The sequence below is a fragment of the Rhizobium sp. P1_E6 genome (assembly GCF_056405875.1).
The window spans coordinates 30047-50830 of the sequence record NZ_JBFUBG010000011.1 but is presented as its reverse complement, the minus strand read 5'-3'; the positions used below and the strand labels follow the sequence as shown (position 1 = coordinate 50830).

Annotated in this window: 21 protein-coding genes; 10 read left to right on the top strand and 11 right to left on the bottom strand. The window is 61.7% G+C overall.

The features are described from left to right. Positions 1–15: 15 nt before the first annotated feature. Positions 16–705: a type 1 glutamine amidotransferase domain-containing protein gene (locus AC1D35_RS08570; protein ID WP_113312248.1), complete on the bottom strand. Its 690-nt coding sequence runs from the start codon at positions 703–705 to the stop codon at positions 16–18. A gap of 339 nt (positions 706–1044) precedes the next feature. Between AC1D35_RS08570 and AC1D35_RS08565 the strand changes: the two genes are divergently transcribed. Further along, complete coding sequence (locus tag AC1D35_RS08565) at positions 1045–1311, top strand: hypothetical protein (protein WP_113301537.1); 267 nt, start codon at positions 1045–1047, stop codon at positions 1309–1311. 230 nt (positions 1312–1541) lie between these two features. After that, positions 1542–2378, top strand: coding sequence for a hypothetical protein (locus AC1D35_RS08560; RefSeq protein WP_113312246.1), 837 nt, complete (start codon positions 1542–1544; stop codon positions 2376–2378). A 97-nt stretch (positions 2379–2475) separates the two neighbouring features. On the opposite strand, the gene AC1D35_RS08555 is transcribed toward AC1D35_RS08560, so the two are convergent. The 3 genes from AC1D35_RS08555 to AC1D35_RS08545 all read right to left on the bottom strand — a co-directional run bounded on the left by AC1D35_RS08555 (position 2476) and on the right by AC1D35_RS08545 (position 5242). Beyond that, a complete protein-coding gene (locus tag AC1D35_RS08555; protein WP_113312245.1) occupies positions 2476–3279 on the bottom strand; it encodes a class I SAM-dependent methyltransferase in 804 nt (267 codons plus the stop codon). A gap of 168 nt (positions 3280–3447) precedes the next feature. Then, on the bottom strand, positions 3448–4305 hold the full coding sequence (locus AC1D35_RS08550) for an N-acetylmuramoyl-L-alanine amidase (RefSeq protein WP_113312244.1): 858 nt from the start codon (positions 4303–4305) through the stop codon (positions 3448–3450). 31 nt (positions 4306–4336) lie between these two features. Then, entirely contained in the window at positions 4337–5242 is a 906-nt protein-coding gene (locus tag AC1D35_RS08545; protein ID WP_113312243.1) for a hypothetical protein, read from the bottom strand. A 156-nt stretch (positions 5243–5398) separates the two neighbouring features. On the opposite strand from AC1D35_RS08545, the gene AC1D35_RS08540 reads away from it, so the two are divergent. After that, positions 5399–6163 (top strand): hypothetical protein, encoded by a 765-nt coding sequence (locus AC1D35_RS08540; protein ID WP_113312242.1) that lies wholly within the window; start codon positions 5399–5401, stop codon positions 6161–6163. A 122-nt stretch (positions 6164–6285) separates the two neighbouring features. Here the strand turns inward: AC1D35_RS08540 and AC1D35_RS08535 are convergent, their stop codons facing one another. Together AC1D35_RS08535 and AC1D35_RS08530 are read right to left on the bottom strand one after the other, a co-directional pair. Next, the gene (locus AC1D35_RS08535; RefSeq protein ID WP_477938515.1) at positions 6286–6738 is read right to left on the bottom strand and encodes a TspO/MBR family protein; all 453 of its coding nucleotides are present in this window, start codon (positions 6736–6738) and stop codon (positions 6286–6288) included. Positions 6739–6825: 87 nt separating this feature from the next. Continuing rightward, positions 6826–7728, bottom strand: coding sequence for an AraC family transcriptional regulator (locus AC1D35_RS08530; protein ID WP_477852143.1), 903 nt, complete (start codon positions 7726–7728; stop codon positions 6826–6828). 93 nt (positions 7729–7821) lie between these two features. Here AC1D35_RS08530 and AC1D35_RS08525 point away from each other — a divergent pair, with 93 nt between their 5' ends. Next, positions 7822–8559, top strand: coding sequence for an SDR family oxidoreductase (locus tag AC1D35_RS08525; protein WP_477852144.1), 738 nt, complete (start codon positions 7822–7824; stop codon positions 8557–8559). Positions 8560–8742: 183 nt separating this feature from the next. Here AC1D35_RS08525 and AC1D35_RS08520 read toward each other — a convergent pair whose 3' ends face one another. Next, complete coding sequence (locus AC1D35_RS08520) at positions 8743–9618, bottom strand: NmrA/HSCARG family protein (RefSeq protein WP_477938514.1); 876 nt, start codon at positions 9616–9618, stop codon at positions 8743–8745. Between the two features lie 111 nt (positions 9619–9729). Here AC1D35_RS08520 and AC1D35_RS08515 point away from each other — a divergent pair, with 111 nt between their 5' ends. From AC1D35_RS08515 to AC1D35_RS08490, 6 genes are all read left to right on the top strand, one after another. Next, positions 9730–10647, top strand: coding sequence for a LysR family transcriptional regulator (locus tag AC1D35_RS08515; protein ID WP_477852146.1), 918 nt, complete (start codon positions 9730–9732; stop codon positions 10645–10647). Between the two features lie 83 nt (positions 10648–10730). Then, positions 10731–11489 (top strand): adenylate/guanylate cyclase domain-containing protein, encoded by a 759-nt coding sequence (locus AC1D35_RS08510; protein ID WP_477835105.1) that lies wholly within the window; start codon positions 10731–10733, stop codon positions 11487–11489. 140 nt (positions 11490–11629) lie between these two features. Then, positions 11630–12199 carry a TetR/AcrR family transcriptional regulator gene (locus AC1D35_RS08505; RefSeq protein ID WP_113312236.1) on the top strand — a complete coding sequence of 190 codons (570 nt, stop codon included), beginning with the start codon at positions 11630–11632 and terminating at the stop codon, positions 12197–12199. 137 nt (positions 12200–12336) lie between these two features. Beyond that, complete coding sequence (locus AC1D35_RS08500) at positions 12337–13530, top strand: efflux RND transporter periplasmic adaptor subunit (RefSeq protein ID WP_113312235.1); 1194 nt, start codon at positions 12337–12339, stop codon at positions 13528–13530. A gap of 6 nt (positions 13531–13536) precedes the next feature. Further along, positions 13537–16695, top strand: a complete 3159-nt coding sequence (locus AC1D35_RS08495) for a multidrug efflux RND transporter permease subunit (RefSeq protein ID WP_113312234.1) — start codon at positions 13537–13539, stop codon at positions 16693–16695. Positions 16696–17066: 371 nt separating this feature from the next. Next, entirely contained in the window at positions 17067–17864 is a 798-nt protein-coding gene (locus AC1D35_RS08490; protein WP_113309847.1) for a class I SAM-dependent methyltransferase, read from the top strand. A 98-nt stretch (positions 17865–17962) separates the two neighbouring features. Here the strand turns inward: AC1D35_RS08490 and AC1D35_RS08485 are convergent, their stop codons facing one another. The 4 genes from AC1D35_RS08485 to AC1D35_RS08470 all read right to left on the bottom strand — a co-directional run bounded on the left by AC1D35_RS08485 (position 17963) and on the right by AC1D35_RS08470 (position 20730). Then, positions 17963–18340, bottom strand: a complete 378-nt coding sequence (locus AC1D35_RS08485; protein WP_477852148.1) for a hypothetical protein — start codon at positions 18338–18340, stop codon at positions 17963–17965. Positions 18341–18550: 210 nt separating this feature from the next. Next, entirely contained in the window at positions 18551–19045 is a 495-nt protein-coding gene (locus AC1D35_RS08480; protein ID WP_477852149.1) for a GNAT family N-acetyltransferase, read from the bottom strand. A gap of 82 nt (positions 19046–19127) precedes the next feature. Then, positions 19128–19742, bottom strand: coding sequence for a hypothetical protein (locus tag AC1D35_RS08475; RefSeq protein ID WP_113309846.1), 615 nt, complete (start codon positions 19740–19742; stop codon positions 19128–19130). Positions 19743–19983: 241 nt separating this feature from the next. After that, on the bottom strand, positions 19984–20730 hold the full coding sequence (locus AC1D35_RS08470; RefSeq protein ID WP_113309845.1) for an SDR family oxidoreductase: 747 nt from the start codon (positions 20728–20730) through the stop codon (positions 19984–19986). Positions 20731–20784 lie beyond the last annotated feature (54 nt).

The following is a 20784-nucleotide window of genomic DNA, read 5'->3' as shown; positions in this document are numbered from 1 at the left end:
CGGTGCTGGAGCGAGTTACTTGCCCTGTTTGCGAAGCGCGTCGATCAGGACCAGCGCGGCCGGGCCAGACGATGCCGGGTTCTGGCCGGTGATCAATTGCCCGTCGGTAACGGTGTGAACGCCCCAGTCCTTGACCTTGGAAAAGATCGCGCCAAGGCTGAGGAGTTCGTCCTCGACGAGGAAGGGAACGACCTTCGTCAGGCCGACGCCTTCCTCCTCCCCATTGGTGAAGCCGGTAAGCTGCCGGCCGGCCACGAAGGGCGTACCATCAGGGTTTTTCACATGATGAAGCACGCCCGGCGCATGGCAGACGAGAGCGATGGTCTTGCCGGCCGCAATGAAGGACTCGATCAGCTTGATGGAGTTGGCATCCTCGGCCAGATCCCACATCGGACCATGACCACCGGGATAGAAGACCGTGTCGTAGTCGGCCTGGTTGACGCTGTCGAGCCGCACCGTGTTGGCGAGCCGCGCCTTGCCGGCCTCGTCGGCATTGAAGCGCCGCGTGAGATCGGTCTGGAATTCAGTCTCGTCACTCTTGGGATCGAGCGGCGGCTGGCCGCCCTTGGGGGAAGTCAGCGTCATCTCGGCGCCCGCATCCTTGAATGCGTAGTAAGGGGCCGCGAGTTCCTCGAGCCAGAAGCCCGTCTTTTTGCCGGTATTGCCGAGCTGGTCATGTGAAGTCAGTACGAGCAGAACTTTCATGCTACCTATCCTTCTTGGCCTGGGGTTGAACTGATCAGAGACCGAAACCGAAAACCTGCCATCGTGCAGACGATGGCATCTGCGATTGACGACTGCATGAAGATTTGGGTCAGGGCGGAAGTAGCGGACAACTGTGACGAGGGAATACCGCTTACGGGCGAAGATATCAGGGACAAGCCCGGCGATGCGCCGAGTAAATGGCAAGGCCGTCCCGCGAACTGAACAGCGCACTCCGTATTCCCCACGACCGCAACGGAAACTTAACCATACGAGAACCCCTCCGGAACCGCCTCCCGCGGCGGGAAGTTTCCCTCCTGTAATCGAGCAGGTGGGAATGACATGGTTCAGTGGTTTCAGGAGCGGTATATCGCACGCGAAGAGCATCAGCGGATTGTCGATTATTATCGCAAGCTGGTGGCGCAGCTCCATGGCAATGTCAGGGATTTGCGGGCGCGGGCCGAGGCGCCGGTGACGGACGCTCCGCAGCCCGCCGAAGAGCCGGACGACGTGACCGAAGAGCCTGCCAAAGTGCCGCAGGAAAGAGCCCTTGGGCCAAATGTCGTCAGCCTCGGCTTTTACCGCGACCGCCGCAACTCCGGTGCGTGATATCGGCGATCGGCTGCGGCGCGCCGGTTTTCAGCGGTGCCGGAATAGCCATCTTCACCAGGGGATTGAAGAGGAATAATGGCCGGATCCGGCAGGCAGGATCCCATTGCCGGCGTCATGGAACCTTCCGGAATCGCGGCCGTTGTCATCAGCAGGGCGCCAAAGCGGCTGCGAATGCAGCGGTGGCACAGAGCGCATCCAGGATGATGATAACGCCAGGGAGTGATCACATGGCAAATCCCTACAGTGAGACCGCGCCAACTTTTGCAACGGGCACGGCAAACAGCAACCTCACCGCCTTCTTCGACAGCCGCGACGCCGCCGATAGTACCGTCGAGCGCCTGAAGGATGCGGGCATCCCGATGGATTCGATCCGCCTCATGCCCGGCTACGAGGCCGATGGCGACCGCGCCGATGTCGCAAGCGACGACCGCTCCGGTTTCTGGGCAAAGCTGGAGGGCTGGCTCTTCCCCGATGATGACCGCGCCGTCTATGCCGAAGGCCTGCGCCGCGGCGGCTTCCTCGTTTCTGTGCAGGTCGACGATGCGAGCTATGAAACCGCGCACGATATTCTTGACGATGAAGGCTCGATCGACATGGACGAGCGCGCCGACCACTGGCGGCGCGAAGGCTGGGAGGCGCAGCGCTCGACCGAGGCCTATGCCGTCTCGAGCTATAACCGCAAGGGAGCAGCGGAAGGCGACATGACCGTTTCAGAAGACGCCTTCGCGCCAGATACGACTGCCACGGAGCGCGCCATGGCATCGGCGACCGTGTCGGATGAGGCCGGTCCCGGCGCCGGGGAAAACCCGCGCGTCGGCAGGCGTGACGTCAACAACGGGTCGCTGCGCGTGCGCGCCTATACCGTCGAGCAGCCCGCCGTCTCCGATGACACCCAGTTGAGCGAGGAGACCGGCGTGCCGAAGATGGCATCCGGCAGCAGCGAGACGCTCGGTGATAGCGCGAGGAAGATGGAAGCGGAGCGCGGTGACGAACGGATGGGCGGCCAGTCGCAGTCGCAGAGCGGTGGTGGCCAGAGCCAGTCGCAGGGCTTTCGGCGGGAATAGAGCCAACTGCGGATGATGGCAGTGCTCGCACCCCTCTGCCCAGGAAGGCGGAGGGGGTTGGCTCAGCACAACGCTTCATCGCTGCAATTACGTCAGCTCACCCAGGCACCCTGCCCCGGCAAGCCCAGGCAACCGAGGCAAACGAGCGCGGCCCATCGGGCTCACCAGCCTCATAGGCATCCTTCACGGCAGTATCGACCGCCTTGCGCATCTCCGCATCCAGCCCCGCCACATACTTGCCGAGCGGGCCTTCTCCTGACGCGATCGGGTCCCAGTAATCGGCAAACGAGCCGTAATCCATCCGGATCGTCAGCGAAGTCTCCTCGACATCGACAAGTCCGTTGCCGACAAAGCTCGCCTTCATTTCCCCCGGCTGCGTCATCGGCTGGAAAGAATAGCGATGGCGCATCGCCCGCGCATTGGCGTCGATCATGGTGACCGTATCCCACATCATGCGCATGCCGGACATGCCGCCATAATGATCCCAGACGGCGGCGGCAACGACACCGCCCGGACGCACGACACGCCGCATCTCGGCGACCGCCTTGCCGGCCTCCGGCACGAAATGCAGCACGAGCAGCGACAGTGCCCGGTCGAAGCTGTTATCCTCGAAGGGAAGCGCGCAGGCATCCGCCTGACGGATCGCTACCCGCGGGTCCGTGTTGCACCGGTTTGCAGCTTCCACGAAGATGGGCGAAAAATCGATCGCCGAGATCGCCTTGAGACCGGGATTTTCCGCCAGTGTGAAGGCGAGGCTTCCCGTGCCGCAGCCGACGTCGAGAATGCTTTCCCCATCAGCAAGCCCGGCGAAATCGATCAGCCCGGGCGCGAGCCTCTTGCTCCAGCGCCCCATCAGCCGCTCGTAACCATCTGCACTTTCGACATTGAAACTCGACGGCATCGCAGTCCCCCCAAAAGAGGCAAGTAAACGGGACAATGTCTGCACCGACATTAGGGCTGCGCGAGCCACGCCGCAAGCAAATCGGCTGTCTTCGTTTCACACAAATTCGGCCGCAAGACCGCGTCCCGGTTTGCTGCAGTTGCCCTATGGTTTTCGGGGCGCGCTAAGCTATTTCACTTTGACGAGCAGGCGTCCGAATGCGGCATCGAAATCCTCCAGGCTGAAATTCTGCGGGTCGTCATGCCCGTCGCTCAGGCCTTGATCGATTGCCGCATGAAATGCCGGAACGAGGCCAGTCTGGGCACGCATGCTCGCCACGAGATAAAGAAGCGCGAGGCGATCATACTGGGCTTGCGAGAAACCCGGCATCGGCGCATTGCCGTCGGGCTGGCTCGGGTGTTTCCGGCGCGGCTGGACGTTCTCGATGTGAAGGAACATGCCACGCGCCAGGGTTCCTATCTGCAGTTCCAGCTTGGTTGCGCGCCAGGGCACGCCAAAATCATGGCCGACATAAATCTCGCCCCGGCGGTTGAGAAATATGTGCGCCTTGGCGTTCGACGCGCTCTTGAACCCGTCAAGCCGATTGACCTGGTTGCTTGTATCAATGTCGGCGGGAAACTGCGCCACGTTCCCGAAATTCGGCGAACTCGTGTCGTGAATGACGAAATAGCGCGCGAACGGCGCATGCGGATTGTTCGAGTTGCCACGGGATACCGGGGCGTCGAGACTGCCTCCGAGCCCGGCTTCGGTGAGCCCCTGGGCGGAGATTTCATGCTGCACCTTGGCCTTGGAGATATCGACCGGTTTGCCGATGAAGCCGGCAAGATTGGACGGCAGCTGCGCCGGCGCGGCATCTACATTTCCCAGTATTTTCACCTTGCGCAGCAGACAGGACGCCTGTTCGGTGGAATTTCCGGCGAAGGCCATGGTTTCCGTGTCGAATTTGCATTTTCCGAAAATCGCTGCACTCGTCTGGCCGGTCGTACCGGCGAGTATGAGAATGCCCAGGGTCAAAAGGTAACGCATCGCAAACTCCTCTCCTGTTTGCTTGGAAACATCACGGGCACATTGCGCCGCCCGTCAGGTTGAGCTTCTGCTTGGCAAAGGCACATAATTTCGAGATGGCGTTCTCCGGCTTCAGATCGGTGTCCCGGCTGCCTGGGTAGACGATGAAAATCACATCGTGGCCGAGCCCGAAATTCTTGTAGGGATAAACGTGTCCCGGCCCGACGCAGGCAGTTCCATCGCTGTTCCACTTCTTGCAACGGCTTTCGCCGATTGCCTCGAAGACCCTGCTCGATCCCTCACCGAGCCGCATGAAAGGACCACCGTCCGCGATCAGAACCGGCGTCCACCGGTCCTTGTAGACGACGACCCCCATATCGCCGAGCCGCAGTCCGGTCTTGCCCGCGAACATGCGACCCATTTCACCGCTCTTGCTGCCGGTTATCTTGGAAAGGCCGGCCGTCGGCATCACGATGAAGGGAATGCGGTCCGGATCGATTTGCGCGGACTGCGCGGAAGGATTAGGTGAACCTGGCCATTTATAGGACGTCTCCTTCAGGTCCGTAGCGCCGGGCAGACCGTTCCATGCCGCCCAGGATCCATCGACATCGAGCGCCATCTTGCTGCGCCAGTAGATCGCGCCGTCCTTGAGACGTAGCAACGCCTTCACATTGCTGGGGTCGCGACTGCACAGGTAGTACTGTTTCGATTCCGCGACGTTTGGAAGCCTCAGGTTAAAACCGAGAAACTTATCCTTCCTGCTCTGTCCGGCCGCGCCGTCGCAACCGACAAACTCTCCCCGGTAGGACTCGTCGAGCGGCGTCGCAGCGGAGAATTCGACGGCTTTGAGGACGTCGGCGGAGCTCGCCGGCGGTTCCGCGGCGTGAGCGTGAATAGCGAGCATCGCGACGCCAAGCGTCACTAAAACGCGGGATAGTTGAAGCATGTAAAGAGACATGGTCTGCGGCTCCTCCTGCTCGGCTCCGGTGCAACGTGAGCAACCCAAGTGACTATTTCATTTAATCTTAGATTGTGCAATATTAACGACAATAAAAACACCAATGTCTCCGCAGGTTGAAAGTAATTCCCATAAATATTTTGTACGGACGGTAAAATGCAGCAGCTGCTTCTTATGACCTTGAGAAACGTTGGGCTTGCCATTGTGGTCGCCGGTTGCGCCACGCGCGTCACGCAGGCGGCAGAAACCGACCCGGCATCGCTGGTGGCTGAAATGGAACATCGCTTCGAGATGCGCATCAGCGGCGGCCAGTATATGAGGTCATCCTGCTCGCCAACGGCGGCTGACGACTGGCCGGGCGTCGAACTCCTGCGCTGCACCTACAGAGAACTGAACACCGAGGCGACGGTGACGCTCGCCTTGCCGAGCGCCGCACAGCTGGCACGCTGGACAGTTTCCGCCTGCCGCGACGCCGGAGCGACCGACATGAAGGCTTGCGCGCGCCACATCGAGAAGCGCATCTGGTCGGCTTCGAATGCCCAGTTTCCGGTGCGCGGCTATGTGATCGAGCCGCAGTCCGTGATCGGTGGCCCGCCAGACAAGGCCTACTGTTTTCTGTTCCGCGATGGCGTGACGGTAAGGACGGCCGCGGTGACCTCACGCCCGCCGCAAGGCGGCAAATGCGCTCCGCAAACTGCGGAAAATGATCCGATCACGCGCGCTTTCACCTATGCGCGGATCGCGTCTACCACCAGGGCCGAGCTGGCGCTTGCCCCGGGCGCCCCGAGCGAGTCCGCTCTGGCGGGCACGGCTTTTCCCGATGCGGTGCGCAAGGAATTTGTCGCCGCTTGGACCTCCGACCGCAACCGCCTGATCTCAGGTGCTGCCATCGCCGACAAGGCGAATGGGAAATTCCACTGACCGTGTGTTCCCGTCTATCTAGAGCAATTCCAGCAAAAATGGGAACCGATTTTGCGTCCGGAATTGCAGAGAAAACAATAAGCTAGAGCACTGAAGGCGAATCCGTTTTCGCCGGAAAGGCTCTAGTTCATCGAGACGATGGCGGCATTGAGCGCCGTCGCATAAGCCACCCAAACGGCATAGGGCATGAACAGAACCGACGATATCCGGTTACGTTTCCACGACAGGCCGATGAAGGCAAGGATCAGCAGGAGCAGCGGGATGATGATCATCAACCCCAGGCTCGGGGATCTGAGGCCGAAGAAGGCAGGCGACCAGGCGAAATTCAACACCAGCTGGGCGATCCAGGTGGTCATGACGGGTGAGCGCCTGCTGCGCGCATAGGTTCGCGCGCCTGCAATGCCGACGAGGATGTAAAGGACCGTCCAGGCCGGACCGAACAGCCAGTTCGGCGGCGTGAACCAGGGCTTGGCGAGTGACTGGTACCATTCATCCGGCAGATTGATGAKACCGATGAGAAGCCCGCCGCCGAGCGTGAGCAGAATGAAAACGAGATAATGATCAAACCGGTGCAACGCCCCCCCCGCCAGAATCCTAACTTTGAGTGACGATTGAAGTGGCGTCCGCCGGCGCGTCGTCAAGAGCGCCAGGAGTCCGCCCGATCAGGCATCCCGCCAGTAGCGCTTCGGCGCACGGCCGAAGACACGCTTGAAGGCATTGCCGAAGGCGCTTTCGGAGGAATAGCCGAGGGTCGCGGCAAGCCCTGAGACCGTTGCCTCCTTGCGGCGGAGTGCCTCGCGGGCGCGATGCATGCGCCAGCGGGTGACGTAATCGAGGGGCGCAACACCGACCAGGTCGCGAAAGCGCTCTGCAAAGGCAGAACGCGACATGCCGATACGGCTTGCGAGCTCGCCCACCGTCCAGCGGTATCCCGGGTCGTTATGAACAAGGCTGATCGCCTTGCCGATTGCGGGATTGCCGAGCGCGCCGATCCAGCCCGCATTGTCTGCGCCGGCACGGGCGACATGGGCGCGCAGCGCCTGCACCAGCAGGATATCGCCCATCCGCCGTGTCATCAGCGTCGAGCCCATTTCGCCGGTCCCGAGCTCGTCATCGAGAGTGGCGAGGGTGGCGCTGAGGAGCGCGGCGGCGCGGTCGCTTGCGGGGATATGGATGAAGGGCGGCAGCGCATCGAGCAGAAGCTGCGCATTGCCGCCGGATATGATGAAACTGCCGCCGATCAGCGCCGTCTCGTCGCCGCCATGCCGGGCAATATTGGAATGCTCCCAGTCAAAAAAGGCGATGCCATCCTCCGGCTCGCTCTGGAGATCATTGGCGATCACATAATCAGGCGCATTGGCAAGCAGGAACGTATCGCCGGCATCAAGCCTGAAGGGCGGCTCGCCCGGCAAAATTATCCAGCACCCGCCCCTCAGCACCGCGACGAATTTCAGCGCCGGCTTCGGCGGGAAGCGAAAGGCCCATTGGCCGCCGACCTCGAAACGAGTGCAGCGGGCGCTCTGGATATCGACAAGCGAAAAGACATCCGACAGGGGATCGATCATGATTTCCGGACGATCTCGACGAAATGACAGAGCCTGCAGCATAGATTCTCCAAGCTGCGGCTGCAATCCTTGGGGATAACAAAGGAGAACGAGATGTCACCGATCAAGGACAAGATTATCGCCATTACCGGCGCCAGCAGCGGGATCGGCGAAGCGACCGCGCTTATACTGGCCGAGCACGGCGCCAGGATCGTGCTCGGCGCAAGACGCACCGACCGGCTGGAAGACCTCGCACGGCGTATCAGGGAGCGAGGCGGCGAAGCCATCCATCTCGCCGTCGATGTGAAGAAGCGCGCCGATCTGGAAGCGTTGGTCGCGTTGGCCTGCGATACCTATGGCAGGCTCGACGTGCTGATCAACAATGCCGGCATCGGGCCGATCTCGCCGATGGATGAATTGAGGGTCGAGGATTGGGAGGAGATGATCGACGTCAATATCAAGGGGCCGCTCTATGGCATCGCCGCCGCCCTGCCCGTTTTCCGCCGCCAGGGTTTCGGCCATTTCGTCAATACGCTCTCGACGGCCGGTATCACCATCAAGCCGACCATGGCCGTCTACGCCGGCACGAAGAACGCCATGCGCACCATTGCCGAGGGCCTGCGGCAGGAGGCCGGCCCGAACCTGCGTGTCACCAATATCTCGCCGGGCTTCATCAAGACGAATTTCGCCGACTCCATGACCAGCCCGACGATGAAAGCCGGCATAACCAGGAGCATGGAGGAGATGGCGATCACGCCTGACGCGATCGCCCGCGCCATCGCCTTTGCCATCGAGCAGCCCGCCGATGTCGATGTCGGCGATATCGTCATCCGGCCGACGGCGCAGGCGTGAGGATGGCGCCACTCGCAAGCGCCGCCCATATGACGACGACGGCCACCCCCACCCTCTGTCATGCTCGGGCTCCTCCCGAGCATCTGCGACGTTTCCACGAATGGCACGTTGGTTAGATCCTCGGGACAGGCCCGAGGATGACGGAAGGCGCGGCAGTCGCTCCCACATAACGCGAGAACTCACTCACGCCTTGTCGAGAACACTCCAGTCAAAACTCTTCGCCCAGTCGGCATAGCTGTGCCAGCCAACATCAGGGAAATCCCGGCGCAGGGTGGCGATATTGGCGGAATAGCCCGTGCGGTCGAACCATTCGAACATCAGCGCCGCATCTTCGCTCTGCTGGCGCATGGCCGCAATCGGCAGCTCCTGGAAGCGGATCGGCTGGCCGAGCGCCTCGGTGAGAATCTTAGCCTGCTCCTCGCCGGAGAGCTYGTCGCCTGCGATATCGAAACGCTTGCCGAAGACCTGCTCGCGCCGTTCTGCAAGGGCGGCGACGAAATGGCCGATATCGTCGACGGCGATCTGCTGCAGCTTGCGAGCCGCCGGCAGCGCCGCAGCGTAGACGCCCTGTTTCAGGCCGCCGATCGACCAGGGGGCGACGGTATTTTCCATGAAGGCGACGGGTGCGCTGATCGTATAGGGAATGCCGAGCCCGGCGACATGCTGCTCGACCAGATATTTGCTGTCGAAATGCGGAATACCGGTCTTCCTGTCGGCATCGCCGACCGAGCCGTAGATGAGATGGCCGATACCGGCCTCCTTGGCTGCATCGGCAGCGGCAATACCCTGGCGCGTCTCCGCTTCGATGCCGGCCTCATAGCTGTTGCCCATCAGGTACATCGTCTCGGCGCCCTTTGCTACCTGCACGACGGAATCCCTGTCATCGAGATCGCCGGCGACCACTTCGACGCCTGTGGCGGCAAGCCGTCGGGCGGCATCGCTGTCCGGTCTGCGCGTCAGCCCCTTGACGCGATGGCCGCGTGAGGCGAGCGCGCGGGCGACGGCGCCGCCCTGCTGGCCGGTGGCGCCCGATACGAGAATGGTTCTGGTGTTGCTCATGTCTCTGCTCCTTCTATTGCTCATGGCAGTTGCTGATGGAGCAGATTTAGGATTGCCGCATTGGTTCATAATGGCCTAAAAATGCCAAACATCGTCCCATTGAGAGCAACAATGATCGATCTCAACGACATCGTGATCTTCTCCCGCGTCATCGAAACCGGCAGCTTCACTGCGGCGGCCCGTCTGCTCGGCATGCCCAAGACGACGGTCAGCCGCAGGGTTGCAGCCCTCGAGCGTGACCTTGGCGTGCGCTTGCTGCAGCGCACGACCCGCAGCCTTGGCATGACGGAGGCCGGGCGGCTCTATTATGAGGAGGCAAGCGAGGCACTCAGGAAGATCGAAGGCGCCAACAACAGGCTTGCCGAAGCGCAGGCCGAACCCTCCGGCACGATCCGCATATCGGCGCCGGTCGGCTTCAGCGGCCACTTCCTGCAGGAAGCGACCTTCGAATTCATGGCCACCTATCCGAAGGCCAAGGTCGAGCTGCGGCTGACCGACGAGCGGCTGAACCTGGTGGATAATGGCATCGACCTTGCCTTCCGCACGGGATCCCTTGAGGATTCTACCCTCATTGCCCGCAAGCTCGGCCCCACCTATCGCCTGCTTTGCGCCAGTCCCGCCTATCTCGCCCGCGCCGGCAAACCGGCCACCCCTGACGATCTCGCAGGCCATGATTGCGTCATCGCCGGGCCATCGGCCGCCCACGCGCAATGGGTGCTGGAAGGCTTGGCCGGGCAGGAAACGGTGTCCGTATCCGGCCGCTTTGCCGCCAATGAAATGCAGGCGGTCATGGAGGCCGCGATCGCCGGCCACGGCATCGCGCAGCTGCCTTACGGCGTCGCCTTCGCCTGTATCGCAGACGGGCGACTGCAGCGCGTGCTCGAGGACTATACGACGGCCTCCGGCGGCCTGTATGTCGTCTATCCGAGCAGCAAGCACCTTTCGCCGCTGGTACGCGCCTTCATCGCGCTCGCGGAAAAGCGCCTGCATGCGGCCGATACACGAAACATCCTGCCGGATAGTCCATAGGTCAGCCGCGCTTCAGCCTGAATGGTTGCCAAAGCCGCCCGATAGGCAGAAGCTCGTTTTCTGTGATCGGGGGAAAGCGGCATATGGCGATATCAGCGATATCAGGGCAGCCGGCAAAATCCGGCAGCGCCGGCATCTGCCGTGGCTGCTGGGACCAGATGCATATGCCGATCCCGATTGGCGGTCCGCTCTCGCTGCCCCTGCGCGCCTTCGGCATCACCAGAAGCAAGATGAACCCCGATATCTGCACGATCTGCGAGCGCTCCTTCAAATATGTGAAGAAACAGCGCCACATCACCTCCGGTGCCACCATCCTGTTTGCCGATATCAGGGGCTATACCGGCCTTTCGGAACGCATCGGTGCCGTCGAGCTCAGCCATATCGTCAGCCTCTTCCAGGACCGTGCGGCGCAGGCGATCTGGGCCAATGACGGCATCGTCAACAAGCAGATGGGCGACGGGCTGATGGCGATCTTCAACTTCCCGATCACCCGCAAAGACCATGCCGCAGCCGCGATCATGGCGGGCAAGGACATCCAGCGTTTCTGCGGCGAGGCGCTGGCCACCCTCAATATCGGCCAACCGCTCGGCGTTGGCGTCGGCATCCATACGGGCGACGTGCAGATCGGCGAATTCTCCAGCTTCCGCAGCGATTTCACCGCGATCGGCGGCGTGGTGAACCAGGCGGCCCGGCTGGAATCGCAGGCGGCACCCGGCGAGATTCTTGTCTCGCTGGAAACCACGCTCCAGGCCCCCGAACTGATGGGCGGCACGGAAGCACGGTCGCTGTCGTTGAAGGGTATCGAGCAGCCAGTGGAGGCGCGGGTTTTGCGGGTAGAGTGAGCCGAAATCCCATATTTCCCAGGCTTTTCAGCGCTATGGCTCCGGCTCCTTTCACCGCCCCGTCATTCCATCAAAACAAAACCACTTGCATTTAAATCCGAACGTTCGTATTTTTATCCACGAAACCGGGAACCGTATTCGTGACGCGAACGCGCAAGATCACCACTGACGACATTCTCGACGCTGCCGAGCGCGTCGTCGTACGATCAGGTGCGACCGGGTTGTCGATCGATGCGGTGGCCAAGGAAGCCGGCGTCAGCAAGTCGCGCGTCGTCTATGACCACAAGACCAAGAGCGCACTGCTGGAAGCGCTGGTCGATCGCCGCGTCGGCGCCGATATCGCCCATATGGAAGAATGCGTGAAGGTAAGCAGCGACACCCCTCACCCGGAGCTTTACGGTCGCATCGCGGCTGCTGACAAGACGCTTGACGATACCGACCGCGCCGTGGCGATGGCGATCAGCGCCTCCATGTCGAGCGAGGAAAATCTGCAGCAGATCATCCGCAAATGGGTGGTGACCGATCTGGCGGCGATGGCCGCCGGGCCGAAGCCGCGGGCAGCACTGATGGCCTATCTGGCGCTGACCGGCTTCTATTGTACCGAACTCTTCGATTTCCACCGCTGGAGCGGTGAGGAGCGGCAGGAACTGCTCGAGGATATCCGCAAGGTCTACACGACCTTCCCCGAGCAGCCTGAAACGAAGACTTGAAAACCTCGAAACCACAATACCTTAAGCAATTCCAGGAAAAGTCTGAAACGGCCTTCCGTCCGGAATTGCGTGAAAATGAAGAAACCAAAGCAATAACCTAGCAAGCCGCCGGGGGCGGCCAAAAAGGGATGTTACCGATGTTGCGCAATACCAGACTGCCTCGCCCTTTGGCGTTGATGGCAGCCACGACCCTTCTCGCACTGGTCGCCGGGCAGACGTTCGCCCAGGAAGGTGGCATGCAGATGCCGCCGGCGGCCGTCGGCGTGGTCGAGATGAAGAGCCATGCCGTGCCTGTGGTCAACGAATTGCCGGGCCGCATTGCCGCCACCCGCGTTTCGGAAGTGCGCGCCCGCGTCTCCGGCATCCTGCAGGAGCGCGTCTTCGAACAGGGCACCTTCGTCAAGAAGGACGACGTGCTCTACCGCATCGATCCCCGCATTTTCCGCGTCCGCGTCGCCTCTGCTGAAGCCACGCTGCAGCGCGCCAAGGCGACACTGCAGAATGCCCGCCTGCAGCTGGAGCGCCAGCAGAACCTGAAAGAGCGCAATATCGCGACCGGCATCGATTACGATTCGGCAGCCGTCGCCGTCGCCCAGGCCGATGCCGATGTGGCAAGTGCCGAGGCCGGCCTCGATGAAGCGAAGATCAATCTCGATTACACCGAGGTCCGTGCGCCGATTTCGGGCATCATCGGCGGCGCGCTGGTGACCGAGGGCGCGCTCGTGACCGCCGACGGCACCTCCAATCTGGCGCTCATTCAGCAGGTCGACCCTGTTTATGCCGACTTCACCCAGTCGGCTCAGGATCTCTTGAACCTCAAGCGGGCGGTGGCCGACGGCAAGCTTGCGAGCACCGCACCCGGCGAAGCCCGCGTCGAACTCGTCTTCGACGATGGCAGCCTCTATGCCGAGCCCGGCCGGCTGCTCTTTGCCAGCGCCAATGTCGACCCCAATACCGGACAGGTGACACTGCGCGCCGAATTCCCCAACAAGAACGACGATCTCCTGCCCGGCATGTATGTGCGCGTGCGCATCGAACAGGCCGTGCGCCAGGATGCGCTGACCGTGCCGCAGCGCGCGGTGACCCGAAACGAGGCCGGCCAGGCGCAGGTCTACGTGCTCGCCGAAGGCAACAAGGCGGAGCTTCGCCCTGTTACCCTCGGCCAGGTTCTCGGCTCCGAATGGGTCGTTGAATCCGGCCTGAAGAGCGGCGAAACCGTCATCGCCGATGGCGTCCAGAAAGTGCAGCCCGGCGCGACAGTGGCGCCCGAACCCTGGAAGCCGGACGCGGCAGCGGACGCTTCGGCGCCCGCCCCGGCAAAGGCGGAGTAAGAACTCATGGCACAATTCTTCATTCGCAGGCCGATTCTGGCCTGGGTCTTCGCACTGTTCATTTCGATTGCCGGCATCATCGCGATCCCCTTCCTGCCGGTCTCGCAATATCCGAAGGTCGCCCCGCCGCAGCTCTCCATCTCCACCTCCTATCCGGGCGCTTCTCCGCAGGAAATCTATCAGGGTGTGACGCGCCAGATCGAGGATGAGCTGAACGGCGTCGAAGGCCTGATGTATTTCGAATCGACCTCGGACAATTCCGGCTCGGTCAGCATCAACGCCACTTTCCGCGCCGGCACCGATATCGACCAGGCCTCCGTCGACGTGCAGAACGCCATCCGCCGCGTCGAAGCCCGCCTGCCCGCCACCGTGCGCTCGCAGGGCATCAACGTGGAAGAGGCAAGCTCCGGCTTCCTGATGTTCATCGCGCTCACCTCCACCGACGGCACGCGCGATGAAGTGGCGCTCGGCGATTACATCACCCGCAACATCATCGGCGAGCTGCGCCGCATCGATGGCGTCGGTCGCGCCCAGCTCTTTGCCGCCCAGCGGGCGCTGCGCGTCTGGATCGACCCGGACAAGATGGTCGGCCTGAACCTGACGACCGATGACATCAACGCCGCGATCACCGCCCAGAATGCCCAGGTCGCCGCCGGCCAGATCGGCGCCGCGCCGAACCCCGTCAGCCAGGATCTGACGGCAACGGTGCTGATGCAGGGCCAGCTGCAAACGCCGCAGCAATTCGGCGAGATCATCCTTCGCGCCAATCCCGATGGCTCCACCGTGCGCCTGAAGGATGTCGCCCGCGTCGAGCAGGGTGCGGAATCCTATAACTTTACCAGCCGCCTGAACGGCCAGCCAAGCGCGGCGATCGCCATCCAGCTCTCGTCGACAGGCAATGCCGTCGCCGTCTCCAATGCGGTCAACGCGAAGATGAAGGAGCTTTCCCGCTTCTTCCCCAAGGGCATCGAATATTCCGTTCCCTACGATACCAGCCCCTTCGTCTCCGCATCCATCGAGAAGGTCATCCACACGCTGGTCGAGGCCGTCGCCCTCGTCTTCGTGGTCATGTTCATCTTCCTGCAGAATTTCCGCTACACGGTCATCCCGACCCTCGTCGTGCCGGTGGCGCTGCTCGGAACCTGCGCGGTCATGTATGCGACGGGCTTTTCCATCAACGTGCTGACCATGTTCGCCATGGTGCTGGCGATCGGCATCCTTGTCGATGACGCGATCGTCGTCGTCGAAAATGTCGAGCGCATCATGGCCGAGGAAGGGCTGTCGCCAAAGGCCGCCGCCCAGAAGGCGATGAGCCAGATCACCGGCGCCATCTTGGGTATCACGCTGGTTCTCTCCTGCGTCTTCATCCCCATGGCCTTCTTCCCCGGCTCGACCGGTATCATCTACCGCCAGTTCTCGCTGACCATGGTCGTCTCGATCCTGTTCTCGGCCTTCCTGGCGCTGTCGCTGACACCGGCGCTCTGCGCCACATTCCTGAAGCCCATCAAGCAGGGCCACCACCACAAGCGCGGCATCGGCGGCTGGTTCAACCGCAATTTCGAGCGCATCACCGCGGGCTATTCGAAAAGCATCACCGGCATGGCGCGCCGCGCCGGGCGCATGATGATCGTCTATCTCGCCCTCGTCATCGGCCTCGGCTATCTCTTCATCAACCTGCCGACGGCCTTCGTGCCGGATGAAGACCAGGGCTTCATGATCGTCGATATCCAGGGCCCGCCGGAAGCGAGCGCCAACCGCACGATCGAATCCATCAAGCAGGTGGAAAAGATCTTCCGCACCGAATCCGCCGTCGAGAATATCGTGGCGATCCAGGGCTTCTCCTTCTCGGGCAACGGCGCCAATGCCGCCCTCGCCTTCGTCACCCTGAAGGACTGGGCAGACCGCGGCCCCGGCAATACCGTGCAGGAAATCGCCAACCGCGTGAACGGCCAGCTCTTCGCCCTGAAGGATGCCACGACCTTCGCGCTTTCGCCGCCGCCGATCGAAGGCTTCGGCGCCACCGGCGGCTTCTCCTTCCGCCTGCAGGACCGCGGCGGCAAGGGCCAGGTGGCCCTCTCCGAAGCGGCGGGCCAGCTGATGCAGATGGCGGGCAAGAGCCCGGTCCTGACGGGCATGCGCGTCGAAGGCATGCCTGACGCAGCTCAGGTGCTGATGGTGATCGACCGCGAGAAGGCCAACACCTTCGGCATCTCCTTTGCCGACATCAACAATGCGATCACCGCCAATCTCGGCTCGTCCTATATCAACGACTATCCGAATACCGGCCGCATGCAGCGCGTCATCGTCCAGGCGGATGATCGCGCCCGCCTGCAGATCGACGACGTGATGAAGATCAACGTGCGCAATGCCAGCGGCGGCATGGTGCCGCTCTCCTCCTTCGCCATTGCCCAGTGGCAGAAGGGCGCACCGCAGATCGTCGGCTATAACGGCTATCCGACCGTTCGCATCTCCGGCGCCCCCGCCCCCGGCCAGTCTTCGGGTGCGGCAATTGCCGAAATGGAGCGCCTCGCGTCGCAGCTTCCTGATGGATTCGGCTTCGAATGGTCCGGCCAGTCGGCGGAGGAAATCACCTCCGGCAGCCAGGCCCCGATCCTCTTCAGCCTGTCGATCCTCTTCGTCTTCCTGCTTCTTGCAGGTCTCTACGAAAGCTGGTCGATCCCGCTCGCGGTCATGCTCGTGGTGCCGCTCGGCGTCATCGGCTCGGTCGCGGCAGTGATGCTGCGCGATATGCCCAACGACATCTACTTCAAGGTGGGCCTGATCGCGATCATCGGCCTCTCGGCCAAGAACGCCATCCTGATCGTCGAATTCGCCAAGGACTACTACGCCGAAGGCAAATCGCTCATGGATTCGGCAATCGAAGCCGCCCGCGTCCGCTTCCGCCCGATCATCATGACCTCGCTGGCGTTTACCCTCGGCGTCGTGCCGCTGGCGATCGCCACAGGGCCGAGTGCCGCGAGCCAGAACGCCATCGGCACCGGCGTCCTCGGCGGCATGATATCAGCCACGGTTCTAGCCATCTTCTTCGTCCCGGCCTTCTTCGTCTTCGTGCTGAAGCTGATGAGGACGAGACGCCCGGTCACTGAGGAGCAAACGCCGGCAGCACCCGAGACACCGCCACCCGCACCGGCCATCCACTCCTGACCTACGACCGGTGCGTCATGCCTCCCGGGCTCCCTTGAGGGCCCGGGAGGTTTTTTTGTTTGGGGTGTAGTTGAAGCCAATCGAGACGTTGTGCAGCGTGGCACCCCGCTGTGGCCTGCCGGCCATCTCCCCCCACAAGTGGGGGAGAAACGCTGGGCGCACCGACTTCCCCAAACAATCAGCGTTATAGCTTGGCGAAACGGTAGAGAGACGCGAAGGTCGGGCGGCTCGTTATCTCCCCCACCTGTGGGGGAGATGGCCGGCAGGCCAGAGGGGGGTGCCACGCGGCACACACGAAACTTTTGCCCAATAGACACCCCATCCACCCGCCCTATATCCGCCCGGCAAAAGCACAATTGCCAGGAGCGCCCATGCCATCCACCTTCATCGCCAAGGGCGCTACCGCCTATGAAGCCAGCATGGGCCGCTGGAGCCGCAAGCTCGCCACGCCCTTCCTTGACTTCGCCGGCGTGCCCAAAACCGGCCGCGTGCTGGACGCCGGTTGCGGCACGGGCAGCCTGACGCTGGCGCTATCGGCCCACCCCGGCATCATCGCCATCGAAGCCCTCGACTTCGAGGAGAACTTTGTCGCCGCCCTGCGCGCCCGCTCGGATGACGCGAGGATATCAGCCCGACAGGGCGACGTCTGCGCCCTGCCCTATGAAGACAAGAGCTTCGACGCCGCCTATTCGCTGCTCGTCCTGCACTTCGTCTCCGATGCCGACAAGGCCATCACCGAAATGCGCCGCGTCCTCAAACCGGGCGCCACCGCTGCCGCCGCCGTCTGGTCCTATGGCGGCATGCCGAGCTGGCGCCTTTTCTGGGACACGATCCGCGCCCTCGAACCCGAAGCCGAAGGCAGCGGCATCCCTTCCGGCCCGCGGCCGATGACGGCGGAGGGCGAGCTGCGAGCGCTGTTTGCAAGCGCGGGCTTTGCCAATGTCACCGAGGCGAGGCTGACGATCATGATGGACTACGCCGATTTCGACGATTTCTACCTGCCGAAAGTCTATGGGCAGGGACGGTTTTCGGCTTTCTTCGATGGACTGCCGGAGGTCAGGCGGGAGCGGCTGCGGGAGGCGCTGAAGGCGGCCTATCTCGATGGCAGGCCAGAGGATGGACCGCGTGGGTTCGAGAGTGTTGCCTGGGCGGTAAGAGGCATTGCCTGAACTCGCCTTCATCCTCCACGGGCCACAGCATAGCCGCTACGACTGCCATGGGAAAGTGATCCGCCGATTGGCAAGGTGACTATACAAAGCCTCGCTCGTCAGTACGCCATATTCCGCAGCTCAGGAAAATCGTAGTAGCGCAACCGCTTGTCGTGGCACCGATAGTCATTCTTTTTGAGGCCGACGATCATGTTCTGTTTCAGGGAAAGGCCGATATAGGACCAGTTCGGGTAGGCACGCTCTGCCGTCCGCGTGCAATAAGCGTAAATCTGTTTTTCAGGATCGAGCAGCACCACGCTGGAAATCTCGGCCTTCACGAAGTTCCCCGGTTTGATGGTCCCGCGCAGGGCATCGACATACTCGCGTTTAACCGAGCTGGAAGGAGGACGCTGAGAATCCGCAACGGATTGCGGCGCCGGAGTCTGGCAGCCGGCAAGCGCCAGCGCGGCGGCACCAAGAAGTACAGTCGTCCTCATTCAGTTCTATCTCCCCATGGATAAGCGCACAGCGCGGACATTTCCTACAAACATTGCGAGAGTAATATTTGCAATACACGGCGAAAAATATGACCAGGGTCACGCGAACGTAAGGCGCGATACGCATGCCGGCGTTGAAGAGCATAGAACAGCCGATGGAGGCGCGGGTCCTGCGGGTGGGTGAGCGGGGCCTATCCCGGCCCGGCCGCCCTAGCGGATGATCTGCATATACCGGTCCGGGTGCTGCAGGGTTTGAAAACCGAGCTTGGCATAGAGCCCGTGCGCATCGCTGGTAGACCGCATCCAGCGCTTGACCGTTGAAAGATCCGGATGGTTGATAGCGCTCTCCGCAAGCCACATCCCAAGCCCCTTGCCGCGATGGGCGCCGAGCACGAAGACATCGCGCAGATAGGCAAAGAGCGAACCATCCGTCACCACCCGCGCAAAACCCGCCTGCGCGCCATCGGGGCCGTAAAGACCGAAAGGCATGGAACCCGCGATCGCCTTTTCCACCAGCGCCCGCGAGATGCCCGGAGACCAATAGGCCTCCTCGGCAAGGAAGCGGCTGATCATGTCCATGTCGAGACGGGCGCGATCGGTGTTGACGGTATATCCATCCCGGCTCCACTCGAAAGCCTGGGTTTCATTGGGTAGAAGCTGCATGTGATGGTCCTGCTTGCCGGCGCGGTATTCGTCCTGATTCACTAGGGCATGTGTCGTGGCGGCGGTAGTCGTTTAATGTCACGTCGATAATGATGCGGCTGCAGGCGCCAGGCTTGGCCAGATATCAAGTGATGACGAAGGCTTTTGATTTCAGGCAGAGCCTAAATACGATCAGAATGAATAAGCCGAGCCCAAATACACCAACAAGGACACCGAAATAAATCTCCAGTGGGAGATCATGAAGTCCAAATAAGTTCTCCCGAAGATGACATTTTGTGGCGCTGGCGCTGTAACCACCGCGATAATCGAGCCTACGACAATAGTTTGGCGTGGAAGGGAAAAAGAAAATAAGGAGATTCATGACAAGCGGACATGCGAGACTTACCAACAACCCCTTGACTACTTCCCGGAAGCTCGCCCGAGTTTGCGCCGTGTTCTGCTCCGGCTGCTGATTCCTCCCGTCCGACTTCCGAACGATCGACAAAAGCCAGCACAAGAGAAGAAGCACAACGGTGCAAACCGCCTGGGCCGTCAACACAATCGTCATGTGATCGACAGATGGCCGCCAAAGGTGAACCGTGAAGGCGGCAACGCCCGAGACAAGAGCCAAGATGGACATAATTGCAGTAAAGGAGACACCTTTGCGGGCGCCAAAAGCTGAGAATAGGCCGTAAGCTCCAGCCATGGTCAGGCCGAGGGGAACAGGCCCGATCGCCCATGGAAAGGAGAGATCAATCATCGCGCCTCGTTTGTATGCTTCTCAAGCAACGTCAAAACGATAGTTTGAAGAACATAAACTTTCGCCTAGAAGTTTTAAACTGGGGCAAAGCCGAATTTGTTCGACCTCCCCTCTTCGCGACGGAATATTGATCGCTGCCCTATATCCCGCGGGCAGATCATAGGCCTCCCGGGCCTTGACGAATCCCGGGAGGTGTATGGTTTTCAGCCAGTTCCTTTGGCAATGACTGGCCTGGCAAAACTCACCACGCTTGCTGCGTCGGCATCACAAACACCTCGGCAATATCCATATGCCGGGGCGACTGCAGCGCAAACAGCACCGTCTCGGCGATATCCTCGGCCTTGAGGAATTCCATCTGCGTCTTCAGCTCCTCCATCTGCTGGCGCGCGGCCGGGTCCGATATCTGGTCGTAGAGCTCGGTCTCGACAGCACCCGGCTGCACGCAGGTCACCCGGATATTGTGCTTCTTGCCAAGCTCGATGCGCATGCCATCCGAAAGCGCCGTGATCGCATGTTTCGTGGCGCAATAGACCGACAGGCCCGCAAAGACCTTGCGGCCGGCAATCGACGAGGTGTTGACGATATGACCGGATTTCCGGCCGATCATGTGCGGCAGCACGGCGGCCGTCGTGTTGAGCACGCCCTTGATATTGACGTCCACCATCCGGTGCCACTCATCCGTCTTCAGCGCATCGATATCCGAAAGCGGCATCAGGCCGGCATTGTTGAAGAGGATATCGATCGTGCCGAAGGCATCAGCGAGCCTTGCGACGCCTGACGCAACGGAAGCGCTGTCGACGACATCCATCTCCAGCGCTATTCCCTGCCCGCCGGCCTTCTCGATCTCGGCAAAGAGGGCCGCCAGCCGATCGGTGCGCCGCGCGGCAAGACCGACCTTGGCGCCACTGGCCGCAAGCTTCAGCGCCGCGGCAGCGCCGATACCGCTCGATGCGCCCGTGATAAGAGCAACTTTTCCTTGGAGAGACATGGTTTCATTCCCTTTTCTGCCGTCCTGAGACGGTTGGTTTCGACGGGAACAAAC